Annotated in this window: 10 protein-coding genes; 9 read left to right on the plus strand and 1 reads right to left on the minus strand. The window is 71.2% G+C overall.

The genetic code is table 11. From position 1 onward, the window contains the following. Positions 1-121: 121 nt before the first annotated feature. Entirely contained in the window at positions 122-697 is a 576-nt protein-coding gene (locus MMA15_RS24725) for a CGNR zinc finger domain-containing protein (protein WP_241062374.1), read from the minus strand. Between the two features lie 102 nt (positions 698-799). Between MMA15_RS24725 and MMA15_RS24730 the strand changes: the two genes are divergently transcribed. The 9 genes from MMA15_RS24730 to MMA15_RS24770 all read left to right on the plus strand — a co-directional run bounded on the left by MMA15_RS24730 (position 800) and on the right by MMA15_RS24770 (position 13,038). Further along, positions 800-1,972, plus strand: coding sequence for an epoxide hydrolase family protein (locus MMA15_RS24730; RefSeq protein WP_241062375.1), 1,173 nt, complete (start codon positions 800-802; stop codon positions 1,970-1,972). 251 nt (positions 1,973-2,223) lie between these two features. Beyond that, positions 2,224-3,039, plus strand: a complete 816-nt coding sequence (locus tag MMA15_RS24735) for a DUF899 domain-containing protein (RefSeq protein WP_241062376.1) — start codon at positions 2,224-2,226, stop codon at positions 3,037-3,039. Between the two features lie 615 nt (positions 3,040-3,654). After that, a complete protein-coding gene (locus MMA15_RS24740) occupies positions 3,655-6,069 on the plus strand; it encodes a PQQ-dependent sugar dehydrogenase (protein ID WP_241062377.1) in 2,415 nt (804 codons plus the stop codon). Positions 6,070-6,103: 34 nt separating this feature from the next. Further along, positions 6,104-7,552, plus strand: a complete 1,449-nt coding sequence (locus MMA15_RS24745) for a ThuA domain-containing protein (RefSeq protein WP_241063464.1) — start codon at positions 6,104-6,106, stop codon at positions 7,550-7,552. 558 nt (positions 7,553-8,110) lie between these two features. After that, positions 8,111-9,259, plus strand: a complete 1,149-nt coding sequence (locus MMA15_RS24750; RefSeq protein ID WP_241062378.1) for an inositol-3-phosphate synthase — start codon at positions 8,111-8,113, stop codon at positions 9,257-9,259. Beyond that, positions 9,256-10,353 (plus strand): SCO3242 family prenyltransferase, encoded by a 1,098-nt coding sequence (locus MMA15_RS24755; RefSeq protein ID WP_241062379.1) that lies wholly within the window; start codon positions 9,256-9,258, stop codon positions 10,351-10,353. The genes MMA15_RS24750 and MMA15_RS24755 overlap by 4 nt, the downstream gene beginning before the upstream one ends. Further along, complete coding sequence (locus MMA15_RS24760; RefSeq protein WP_241062380.1) at positions 10,350-11,354, plus strand: sugar phosphate isomerase/epimerase family protein; 1,005 nt, start codon at positions 10,350-10,352, stop codon at positions 11,352-11,354. Before MMA15_RS24755 ends, MMA15_RS24760 begins: the two co-directional genes overlap by 4 nt. 164 nt (positions 11,355-11,518) lie before the next feature. After that, the gene (locus MMA15_RS24765) at positions 11,519-12,166 is read left to right on the plus strand and encodes an EboA domain-containing protein (RefSeq protein ID WP_241063466.1); all 648 of its coding nucleotides are present in this window, start codon (positions 11,519-11,521) and stop codon (positions 12,164-12,166) included. Next, a complete protein-coding gene (locus tag MMA15_RS24770) occupies positions 12,166-13,038 on the plus strand; it encodes a TatD family hydrolase (RefSeq protein WP_241062381.1) in 873 nt (290 codons plus the stop codon). Before MMA15_RS24765 ends, MMA15_RS24770 begins: the two co-directional genes overlap by 1 nt. Positions 13,039-13,045: the final 7 nt, after the last annotated feature.

Genomic DNA, 13,045 nt, shown 5'->3' on the forward strand with positions numbered 1-13,045 from the left:
CCGACAATCCGCCCGCCACTGCGATCCAGCGACGGCCAGGTATCCGGAGTCCGCAAGTAGTGAACGTCGCCCAACAGCGGAAATAGACCTACTGATTGAGGACGTGGACCGAAGGTGTCGATCACTTCGCTGATCTGGGCTCTTTGCGCTGGTTGGCGTTGAAGCGCGCTTTCTTCTGGCGATTCCCGCACGTGTTCATGTCGCACCATCTGCGGGTGCGGCTTCTGCTGGTGTCGAAGAAGGCGGCCTGGCAGGTCGGGGATGCGCACAACGCCAGTCTTCCGTCTCGTTCGCCTGCGATGATGCTGATCGCGTCGGCGGCGATCACGCTGAGGGCGTCTTCCACGCAGGAAGCCGAGCTGAGCCGCCATCGCCGCTTGCCCTCCGGCGTCAGGATCGCTGCGGCCCGCCCTTGAGCGCTGCGGTCGTTGATGACCTGGACGGCAGACGCAGGGAGAGCGTCCTGGATCGCGGCCGCTGTCGCGGCGGCGTGGATCGACTCCCTCAGTTCCCGGGCGAGATCGAGCTGGGCAGCGGTGCAGGAGTCCACAGCGAGACCGTTGACTGCCAGCCAGTCGACGAGTCGTTGCGGCGTGGGGATGCGCTCCACGGCGTTGCCGTGACGCTCGGACAGAGTCCCCGTGAAGCTGGTCGCCAGCACGCTGCCGAGGCGGAAGTCAGGGAACCCAGCACGCATGGAACCACCATAGCCGGTTGCGCGCCGGCAGCAGAACGCGGTAGAACCGGCATAGCCGGTTCGCGATGGGTCGCAGCCGGTTCACGACGGCCAGGAGGTCTCATGCCCCGTGCGACCAGCGACGTGCAAGCATTCGAAGCTCACGCGACTGACGCCGACCTCGACGATCTGCGCGCGCGACTGGCCGCGGCGCGGCTACCGGAGGCTGAGACGGTCCACCGCGCCGCGCCCGACTCTCGCCGATGGGATCAGGGCGTTCCTCTCGCCGACCTCGTCGACGTCGTGAACTACTGGCGCACCAAGTACGACTGGCGGTCGTTCGAAGCGCGCCTCAACCGGATCGGCCAGTTCCGCACGACCATCGATGACCTGGGAATCCACTTCCTGCACCGCCGATCCGCGCGCGCAGACGCCACTCCTCTGATCTTGACGCACGGCTGGCCAGGCAGCATCGCCGAATTCATCGATGTAGTAGACGAGTTGGCAGATCCGAAAGACGCAGACGCGCCGGCCTTCCACGTCGTGGTTCCGTCGCTGCCGGGCTTCGGCTACAGCGACAAGCCGGCCACAACCGGGTGGGGGACCGAAAAGATCGCGGTCGCATGGGTGGAACTGATGGGAAGACTCGGCTACTCCAAGTTCGCAGCCCACGGCGGCGACTGGGGAGGCAATATCACCACGGTTCTCGGCGGCAGGTTCCCGGCGCACGTTCTCGGCATTCACACGACGTTCGCCGAGTCACCGCCGGGATTGACGACGGACGGGCTGACGGCGGTCGAGCGCGAGTGGACCGAGGAAACCCGCGATTTCTGGCGCCATCGCGCGGCGTACGCGAAGCAGCAGGCGACCCGGCCGCAGACCATCGGCTACTCGCTCGTCGACTCACCGGTCGGCCTTCTCGCCTGGATCCTCGACAAGTTCGGCGAGTGGTCGGACACCGCGGACAGCCCGTTCGAGACGATTTCCAGAGAAAGGGTTCTGGACGACGTCACCCTGTATTGGCTGACGCGGACCGGCGCATCGGCTGCCCGCATTTACTACGAGAGTCACAACTCGCTGGATCCCGAGCTCCGGGTCGACGTCCCGTCAGCGATCACGGTGTATCCCCGCGACATCGAGAAGTATCCGCGCCCTTGGGCACAGGAGCGGTACCGGCAGATCGTCCGGTGGAGGTCACCCGAAATCGGGGGACATTTCCCGTCGTTGGAGGTTCCCGAGTTCTTCGTCAAAGATCTGCAAGAGGGTCTCGCGGCGGTGCTGGCCGCTAACCGGTGAAACGCGGCCGGGTTCCGGCCCCCCGATCACCGCCTGATCCGGCTCAAGGCGTTGTCCGTCGGCTTCCAAAACGAGCGCCGCTCGCAACCACGGCTTCCGAGGAGCCGCCCGGCGAGCTTCGTACGGGCTCGGGCCGAGCCCGCCGACGGCCCCCGCCGCGATGAGTTCCGCCCCCGTCCCCGGTCTGTCCTGGTGTCGCGTCGTACGGCTCACGCGACCGCCGCCCGTTACGAGACACCACGGAGGACGCCATGACGACCACGCCGAGTGACCCGGCCGCCTCGCTGCCCGGCCGCCCGCCCGTCGTCGACCTGGCCACCTGGCAGGCCGCCCGCGATGAGCTTCTGACCCGCGAGAAGGCCCACACCCGCGAGGGAGACGCCATCGCCGCGGCCCGCCGCAGGCTGCCGATGGTGGAGTTCGACGGGACGGTCGAGGTCGTGGGGCCGGACGGGCCGGTCCCGTTCCTGGACCTGTTCCAGGGGCGCGACGAGCTCGTGGTCTACAAGCACATGTGGCACGACGGCGCGCCGCACCAGGGGCAGTGCGAGGGCTGCACCACCACGGCCTGGCACATGAAGGACGCCGTCTATCTCAACGCCCGCGGCGTCTCGTTCGCCGTACTGACCACGGGCCGCTGGGACGAGGTGGCCGCCTACGTCGAGTTCATGGGTTACACCCAACCCTGGTACTCCGTACGCGACTTGGACGCGCCCGTCGGAGACAGCATGGGTTCGGTCACCTGCTTCCTGCGCGACGGCGACCGCGCGTTCCTCACCTACTCCACCACCGGCCGCGGCAACGAACCCGTCAACGGGTCCCTCGGCCTGCTCGACATGACGCCATACGGCCGCCGCGAGGGCTGGGAGGACACCCCCGAAGGCTGGCCTGAGCCCCCTGAGGCCGGTGCTCCCGTGGGCGGGCATGGCTCGCCGATCTGCTGGTACTGGCGCACGGACGCGGAAGGGAACGCCACCTGGGGCCCGACCAGCCGCCCGGTGCCGCAGTGGACCCGCCCTGGTGCGACCCCCGTGGACAGCCTCGGCCGGAAGAGCGACCCCCACTGACGGGACCGGCCGACCGGCGCGCACCCAAGGCCGACGCTCCTCCGCGAATCCTGCACGGGCCAGCGTCCCTGCCGGGGTGCGCGTCCTCACGTTTCGCAGCGCGGATCGATACGCGAAGAGGCAGACCGGCCGGGCCTTGTGCGTCTTACGGCTGAGTACCCCCGCCCGTAGAGCAGTGAACAAGGGCGTGCTCTGCCGCGCAGCTTTGTCCACATCGTGGATGAAGCCAACTTGACCTCTGTCAAAGGGGTTTCCGAATCCGACGAAGATGGCTAACGTCCTTGTGATGCAACGGACATGAGCCGCATGAGCATGCTTTCCCCCTCGTAGTTCCTACGGCTCCCGCACCGTCCCGTAAGCCCCGACTCCGACGCACCCCGGGCGTGCCCGGACAACTACACCTCGGCGCGACGGCGCGCGCCTGTGCCACTTCAAGCGGTCAACGACACCCATGTCACCAACCGTTCGCCTCTCAGGAGGAGTCGCGTGCACAGGATCACCCGATTTCCAGCCCTGCGTTCCCTGCCGTCCCGGCGGCCGTCGGGAGCGGCAAGGACAAGGCCAAGACACCCGTGGCGGCGCCGAGTTCGCGCCGCGTGCCGCTCCAGGCTCGCCGTGCTCGTCTCCGTGCTGCTCCTCGGCGGTGCGCTCAACCTCGGTGCGGCGCCTGGGAGTTACGACTCCCGCGCGCCGGAGGCTAAGGCCGCCGATGACTTCCAGCAGGTCACCCTCGCCAAGGGGGAGCCGGAGACCGGCGAGCCGATGACGCTCGCCGTGCTGCCCGACCGCTCCGTGCTGCACACCTCGCGTGACGGCACGCTGCGGCTGACGGACGCGGGCGGCGCCACCAAGGTCGCCGGGCGGATACCCGTCTACAACCACGACGAGGAAGGTCTCCAAGGCGTGGGCGTGGACCCGGACTTCGCCTCGAACCGCTTCGTCTACCTCTATTACGCGCCGCCGTTGAACACCCCTGAGGGCGACGCCCCGGAGACCGGGGACCCGGACGACTTCAAGCCGTTCGACGGCGTCAACCGCCTCTCCCGCTTCGTGCTCGGCGAGGACGGAACTCTCGACGCGGGCAGTGAGAAGACCGTTCTCGAAGTGCCCGCGAGCCGCGGCCTGTGCTGCCACGTCGGTGGCGACATCGCTTTCGACGCCGACGGCAATCTGCTGCTGTCCACGGGCGACGACACCAACCCGTTCCAGTCCGACGGCTACGCGCCGATCGACGAACGAGCAGACCGCAACCCGGCGTTCGACGCCCAGCGCAGCTCCGGCAACACCGACGACCTGCGCGGCAAGATCCTTCGTATCAAGGTCAAGGAGGACGGCTCGTACGACATCCCCGAGGGGAACCTCTTCGCACCGGGCACCGAGAAGACCCGCCCCGAGATCTACGCCATGGGCTTCCGCAACCCCTTCCGCATGACCGTCGACAAGCCCACCGGCACCGTCTACGTCGGCGACTACGGACCCGACGCGGGCGCCGCCGACCCGGCCCGTGGCCCCGCAGGACAGGTCGAGTTCGCCCGTGTCACCAAGGCCGGAAACTACGGCTGGCCGTACTGCACCGGCGACAACGATGCCTACACCGACTACGACTTCGGCAGCGGGCAGTCCGGTGAGAAGTTCGACTGCGCCGCACCGAGGAACGAGTCGCCCCACAACACCGGCCTGACCGAGCTGCCGCCCGCGCAGCCCGCGTGGATCCCCTACGACGGCGCCTCCGTACCGGAGTTCGGCGACGGCTCGGAGTCACCCATGGGCGGCCCCGTCTACCGCTACGACCAGGACCTCGACTCGGATGTGAAGTTCCCGAAGGAGTTCGAAGGCGACTTCTTCGCCGGGGAGTTCGGGCGCCGCTGGATCAAGCGCATCGAGCAGGACAAGGACGGCGGCGTCACCTCCATCAACTCCTTCCCCTGGAGCGGCACGCAGGTGATGGACATGGAGTTCGGCCCCGATGGCGCGCTGTACGTGCTGGACTACGGCACCGGCTACTTCAACGGCGACGAGAACTCCGCCCTCTACCGCATCGAGAACGCCACCGACGGCCACAGTCCCGTAGCCGAGGCCAAGGCGGACAGGACCAGCGGACAGGCACCGCTGGAGGTCACCTTCTCCTCCGAGGGCAGCAGCGACGCCGACGGCGAACAGCTCAGCTACCACTGGGACTTCGGTGACGGCGCAACCTCCGACGAGGCCGATCCGACGCATACGTACACCGAGAACGGCACCTACTCCGCGACCGTCACCGCCACCGACCCCGGCGGCCGTACGGGAAGCGCCGGCGGCGTGATCGTCACCGTGGGCAACACCGCACCGGAGGTGAAGCTCCAACTGCCCGCCGACGGGCAGCCGTTCGCATTCGGCGACGAGGTGCCGTTCAAGGTGGAGGTGACCGACCCGGAGGACGGTGACATCGACTGCTCGAAGGTCGAGGTCAGTTACATCCTCGGACACGACAGCCACGGCCACCCCATCACCTCCGCGAAGGGCTGCTCGGGCACCATCAAGACCAGCGCGGACGGCGAACACGACCCGAACGCCGACATATTCGGAGTCTTCGACGCCAAGTACACCGACGGCGGTGGCGGCGGGCAGGACCCGCTGACCGGGCACGACCAGAGCGTCCTGCAGCCCGAGCACAGGCAGGCCGAGCACTTCAGCGCATCGGCCGACGGTGTCGACGTCGCCGACGTGGAGGGCGCCGAGGGCGGACGTGCCGTGACCGGTGCCGGCGACGGCCAGTGGATCACCTTCGAGCCGTATGTCACGCACGACGTCACCGAGTTGAGCGCACGCGTCAGGAGCGGCGCACAGTCCGGCGGAGCCGTGGAGGTGCGGGCCGGAGGACCCGACGGAACGCTGCTGGGCACCGCCGAGGTCGGCACCGGGGACGGCTGGCGTGATGTGACCACGGCCGTCGAGAACGCCCCGGAGGGCACGGGCAAGCTGACCCTCGTCTTCACCGGGGGGCAGGGCGCCGAGTTCGACGTCGACAGCTTCAAGGTCACCACGGGCTGAGAGGGGAGGAGAAGAAGTGACGCACTTGAGACGGATGAACGCAGAGGCAGACGCGCCGCGGAGGTCACGTGCCTTCCGGCTGGCCCTGGCCGCGGCATCGGGCCTGCTGCTGTGCGCGGCGGCGCTGCCGCCGCAGGCGGGACCGGCACAGCAGGGTCCGCGAGACGGCGGACGTGAAGGCGAATCCGTGCTGGTCTTCTCGAAGACCGCCGGTTTCCGGCACGACTCCATCCCCGACGGCATCGCCGCTCTTCAACAGCTCGGCGCCGAGGCCGGGTTCACGGTCGACGCCACGGAGGACGCGGGTGTCTTCACGGCGGAACGTCTCGCCGCGTACGACGCCGTCGTCTTCCTCTCCACCACGGGCGACGTGCTCGACGAGTCCCAACAGGCCGCGTTCGAGGGCTACATCGAGAACGGCGGCGGCTATATGGGCGTGCACGCCGCCGCCGACACCGAGTACGACTGGCCCTGGTACGGGGGGCTCGTGGGCGCATGGTTCGACTCGCACCCGCTGATCCAGCCCGCGACCACCGAGGTCGAGGACCGTGCGCACCCGGCGACCGCCCATCTGGGCGCCACCTGGGAACGCACCGACGAGTGGTACAACTACCGCGCCAATCCGCGTAAGGACGTCCACGTGCTGGCGGCCCTCGACGAAGGCTCGTACGCCGGCGGCAACATGGGCGAGGACCATCCGATCGCCTGGTGCCACGCGTACAAGGGAGGCAGGGCCTTCTACACCGGCGGGGGGCACACCGAGGAGTCCTACGCGGACGGCGACTTCCGTGCCCATCTGCTCGGCGCGCTGCGCTGGACGACGGGCGGCGCGCAGGCCGACTGCCGCCCGGAGAGCGGCTATTCACCCCTCTACGACGGCAGCAGCGGACTGGAGGGATGGAAGCAGGCCGGGCCCGGCCACTTCGAGCAGAGCGACGACGGGACGCTCAACACCGTCGGCGGCATGGGCCTGTTGTGGCATGAGGCGGAACTGAAGGGCGCCTACTCCCTCAAGTTGGACTGGAAGGCCGCCGGGGACGACAACTCGGGAGTCTTCGTAGGCTTCCCCGCGTCCGACGACCCGTGGTCCGCCGTCGACAACGGCTACGAGATCCAGATCGACGCGACGGACGTGCCGGAGAAGACGACCGGTTCCGTCTACGGATTCCAGTCCGCCGACATCGAGGCACGGGACGCGGCGCTCAACCCTCCCGGCGAGTGGAACACCTACGAGATACGGGTCGAGGGCGAGCGACTGCGGATCTGGCTCAACGGCACCCTCGTCAACGACTTCACCAACACCGACCCCGCACGCAGCCTCAACGACGGCCACATCGGGCTACAGAACCACGGCGACGGCGACGACGTGGCCTTCCGGAACATCAGGGTGCGCGACCTCGGGTCGGGGACGGGCGGCGGCCACGACGGAGACGGCCACCAGAGCGACCGCCGGCAGAGAGGAGCGGGGACGGCCGGGCGCTGAACCGTGGGGCTGGCGGCGCCGCACCACTGCCGCCGCCGGCTCCGCATGGCATAGGTCCCGGGAACGGCGCCCAGACCAGACCCGGCCAGGCAGACCAGACCGCACCGCCCACCGCTCAACTGCCGTCCGGCGCAGGCCGGATGACGGGCCGCAGCCCGCGGCCCGTCGGCGCGGCGCCCTCCGGTCCAGAGGGGGGCCGAAGGGCGCCGCAGAGGCGGCGGGCGAGGAGAACGCCGACTCCTCCCCGCCGCCCCGATCCATGATCCGCGGCGGTGCTCCGCGCGGTACGCGCGGCCCCCGCCGCCTGCTGCCCGTGCGCTGACCCTCCGGCCCCGATCCGCCGCGACCGATCGACTCACCGCCGCATCAGCGCCCCTACCGACACAGCACCGACGCAGCCGACTCAGTACCGACTCGACTTCCGCCGACTCGACTCCGCAGCCGCACACGGCAGTTCAGCGCGCCCCGGCTCCCGGGGGAGACCCGAGACCCCTCGCCCGTGACGTTCACCGCGACGCCGACCCCATCCGTACGTACCCCTCACAGCGGAGGCAGGCCGTGACCGAAGACCACACCAACCAGCCGACCGCCCCCGACGGGGGCGCCCGCACCGGCGTCTGGCTCGTAGGAGCACGCGGCTCGGTCGCCACCACGGCGATCGCCGGATGCGCCGCGACCGCCTCCGGAATGCACCCGCCCACCGGGATGATCACGGAGACAGCCGAGTTCGCCGGATGCGGTCTTCCGCCGCTGGGACGGCTGGTCTTCGGCGGCCATGACACGGTGTCCTGCCCGCTGCCCAAGCGTGCCGAACAACTCGTCGCGGGCGGTGTACTGCCGCACGGCCTGCCGGCCGCCGTGCACGCCGAACTCACCGCCGCCGACTCGTGGATACGGCCCGGCGGCCCCCCGGCCGACGACCCACGAGGCGAGGACGAGGCGATCGACGCGCTCGCCGCCGACCTGACCGCCTTCACCCGCGAGAACGGGCTCGCCCGCACCGTCGTCGTCAACGTGGCCTCCACGGAGGCCGCCCCAAGCGACGCAGATACCGCACTGCCGCCCAGCTCCCGCTACGCGTCGGCCGCGCTGCGCGCCGGGTGCCCGTATGTGAACTTCACGCCGTCCAGCGGGCTGCACCATCCGCGGCTGCGCGAGGCCGCCCGCCGCTCGTCACTGCCGTACGCGGGACGTGACGGCAAGACGGGCCAGACGTTGCTGCGTTCCGTGCTCGCGCCGATGTTCGCGCAGCGGGCGCTGTCCGTACGTGCCTGGTCGGGCACGAATCTGCTGGGCGGCGGCGACGGCGCGGCACTGGCCGACCCGGGGGCCGCGGCGGCGAAGAACTCCGGCAAGGAACGCGTGCTCGCCGACAACCTCGGACGGATGCCGGAGGGGCGAGTGCACATCGACGACGTACCGGCGCTCGGCGACTGGAAGACGGCGTGGGACCACGTGGCCTTCGACGGCTTCCTCGGCTCGCGCATGATCCTCCAGACCGTCTGGCAGGGCTGCGACTCCGCGCTGGCGGCGCCGCTCGTGCTGGATCTCGTACGGATCGTCGCCCGCGTCCACGAACGCGGGGGCAGCGGGCCGGTGAAGGGGCTGGGCTTCTACTTCAAGGACCCCGACGACGGGCCGTGCGATCTTCCGGGGCAGTGGCGGGAACTGCTCGCCCTGGCGGACCGGCTGCGGGGCGGGCTGTGAGCGGCCGGGCGTTCCGGGCCGCGGTCGGCGGTCACGACGGCTCCGGTACGGGACCGGCTCCAGGGCCCGTGCCCGAACCGGTCACCGGTACCGGCACCGGTACGGAGCCTGGGGGCTGCCCTGGCGACGGTGCCGCCTGGGCCCGACTGCTGCGCGTCTCCGCCCTGTTCACCGTGCCGGGGGACGCGCTCGCGGGCGCCGCCGCCTCCGGGCACCGCCCGAACCGGGGCACGGCGCTGGCCGCCGGATCGTCCCTCTGCCTCTACGAGGCGGGCATGGCGCTCAACGACTACGCCGACCGCCATATCGACGCCGTCGAGCGTCCCTCCCGTCCGCTGCCGTCCGGGCGCATCACCCCCGGCAGCGCGCTCGCCGCCTCCGCCGCGCTCACGGCCTCGGGCCTCGGGCTGGCCGCCGTGGCGGGACGCGGGGCGCTGCTCACCGCTTCCGCGCTGGCCGCCACCGTATGGGCGTACGACCTGGGCCTGAAGCACACCGCGCTCGGGCCCGCGACGATGGCCGCCGCCCGTGGCCTGGACCTCGTGCTGGGTGCCGTGGCCTCCGCGTCCGAGGCGGGTGCGCGACAGGGCCCGCGTCGCCGAAGTTCCGCCTCCGGCGCGGTACTTCGCGCCGCGGGGCTGCTCGGTACGCACACCTTCGCCGTGACGGCCGTCTCACGGCGGGAGACGCTCGGTGCGGCGCCTGCCGTGCCGCTGGCCGCGCTCGGCGCCGTAGGTGCGGTGGCCGCCGCCACCTGGGGTGCCGTGCGACCCGGCCGCGCCGGGGACTCCCGCGGCCGTGCGGGTGCGGGTGCGGGTGCGGGTGCGGATTCGGGTACGAGGCCGGGGCCGGTGCGGGCGGCGGTGACCGCGTCGGCCGCCGCATACGCCGTCACCGCCGCCCGCCCCCTCGTCGCCGCCCTGCCCGACCCCTCACCGGCGCTGCTGCAACGCGCGGTCGGAGGGGGAATCCGCGCCACGATCCCCCTTCAGGCAGCGCTCAACGCCCGTGCGGGGCGGTCCGGTTGGGCCGTAGCCGTGCTGGCGCTGACGCCCGCCGCCGCCCGGCTCTCACGGAAGGTCAGCCCCACATGACCGAGCCCCCCGGACCGCGCACGGGCGGACCCGGAACCGCCACCGGAACCGAGCACGGGAACGGCGACGCTGCCGGGACCCGGCTGCGCTACGCATACGGCACCAACGGCCTCGCGGACCTCCGGCTCGGCGACGCCCTCGCCCTGCTCGCGGACCTCGGCTACGACGGCGTCGGCCTCACCCTCGACCATATGCACCTCGACCCCCTGGCCCCGGACCTCGCGCGGCGAACGGCCGCCGTAGGAAGGGCACTTGAACGGCACGGGCTGGAGGTCACCGTGGAGACCGGCGCCCGGTACGTGCTCGATCCGCGCCGCAAGCACCACCCCACTCTCCTCGACCCCGATCCGGACGCCCGCGCGGCCCGGCTGGAACTGCTGCTCAAGGCCGTACGGGTCGCGGCCGAACTCGGCGCGCACGCAGTGCACTTCTTCAGCGGCACCCTGCCGGACGGCGCGGACCAGCACACCGCCTGGCCGCGTCTCGCCGACGCCGCCGCGTCGCTGCTCTCCGCCGCCCGCGCCGCGGGTGTGGCACTCGCCGTGGAGCCCGAACCGGGCCATCTCCTCGACGACTTGGCCGCCTTCCACCGGCTGCGCACGGCCCTCGGCGAACCCGACGGCCTCGGTCTCACCCTCGACGTGGGGCACTGCCTCTGTCTGGAGGCCGAGCCGCCGCATCAGTGCGTGAGGGCCGCCGCGCCGTGGCTGCGGCATGTGCAGATCGAGGACATGCGGCGCGGCGTCCATGAGCATCTGCCGTTCGGCGAGGGCGAGTTGGACGTACCGCCGGTGCTGCGCGCCCTGCGGGAGGCCCGCTACGGCGGACTCGTCACCGTGGAACTGCCGCGTCACTCCCACGCCGGTCCCGACTGCGCCCGCGATGCCCTGCGCCACCTCCGGCAGGCGGAGGCGCAGACGACGAACGTCCCGGAGGACGCGACCGCGTCCGGGGCGGCCACGGCACCGTCCGGCGATCGGCCCGGGGAGGCGCCACGGTGAACCCTCCCTCCACCGGCCCCTCGAACTCGCGACGCCCCTCGAACTCGCAGTTTCCCTCGAACTCCCCGGACCACGACGGCTCGTCGGGCCGGCACGACGTCTCGCCCCAGCACGACTGCTCGCCCAAGCACGGCCACGGCTCGCTCCAGGACGTACAGGCTCGTCTGGAGCGCAGCCTGCCCCAAGGCGGGGAGGCCCGCACCTGGCTCGACGACGCCCTCGCCGAGGCCGCCCGCGCTCCCCGGCAGGCCCGCTGGGAGCTGCACTTCGCCTCCGCCGGGCGGCACTGCGGACCCGCGGCCGCGACCGACGCACGTGTGCTGCTCCTCCATGCGGCAGGCGCGGGGGCAGCCACCCTCGGCCGCCTCTACCGGCAGGGCACCGCCGCCGAGCGTGCCGCCGTGCTCAGCGCGCTGCATCTGCTGCCCACCGGTGGGACGCCGCAGGCCGTGCCGCTCGTCGAGGACGCACTGCGCGCCAACGACACCACGCTGATCGCCGCCGCCGTCGGCCCGTACGCCGCCGAACATCTCGACGCGCACGCCTGGCGGCACGCGGTGCTGAAGTGCCTGTTCACGGGGGTGCCGCTGGACGCCGTGGCCGGGCTCGCACGCCGCGCCCGCGGCGACGCCGAAGTCGCCCGCATGCTGGGCGACTTCGCCGCCGAACGAGCCGCCGCCGGAAGGCCCGTGCCGCCGGATCTGCACCGCGCGCTCGACCTGACGGGACAGGCGCGCGCCCGTGGGGACCGCCCCGACCCGCCCGTACCACCGCACGCACCCGAACAGGCCGACCCGCCCGAGGAGTTCTGATGCGCATCTTCGACCCGCACATCCATATGACCTCGCGGACCACCGACGACTACACCGCCATGTACGAGGCAGGCGTACGGGCCCTCGTGGAGCCGTCGTTCTGGCTGGGCCAGCCACGCACCTCACCCGGGTCCTTCTACGACTACTTCGACTCCCTCCTGGGCTGGGAGCCGTTCCGTGCCGCGCAGCACGGCATCGCCCACCACTGCACCATCGCCCTCAACCCCAAGGAGGCCGGCGATCCGCGCTGTGTGCCCGTCCTCGACGAACTGCCGCGCTATCTCGTGAAGGACGGAGTCGTCGCCGTGGGGGAGATCGGCTACGACTCCATGACTCCCGCCGAGGACACAGCGCTCGCCGCCCAGCTCCAACTCGCCGCCGACCACGGCCTTCCCGCCCTCGTACACACCCCGCACCGCGACAAGGCGGCCGGTCTCACCCGCACCCTCGATGTGCTGCGCGAGTCCGAACTGCCGCCCGAGCGCGTCGTATTGGACCACCTCAACGAGACGACCGTCGACGAGGCCGCCGACTCCGGCTGCTGGATGGGCTTCTCGATCTACCCCGAGACCAAGATGGACGAGCGGCGCATGGTGCGGCTGCTGCGGCTGCACGGCACCGAGCGCGTACTGGTCAACTCGGCGGCGGACTGGGGCCGCAGCGATCCGCTCAAGACCCGCGCGGTCGGCGACGCGATGCTCGACGCGGGCTTCGACGACGACGACGTCGACCGTGTGCTGTGGCGCAACCCCGTCGCCTTCTACGGACAGAGCGGACGCCTCGCACCGGAGCTGGAGAGGGCGCATCCGCAGTCCGGCGACGGCGGCACGGCCACCCACGAGGGCAACTCCGTGCTGCGCGGCGGGGATTGAGGGGGCG

It is taken from the genome of Streptomyces marispadix, assembly GCF_022524345.1.
Taxonomy (GTDB): domain Bacteria; phylum Actinomycetota; class Actinomycetes; order Streptomycetales; family Streptomycetaceae; genus Streptomyces; species Streptomyces marispadix.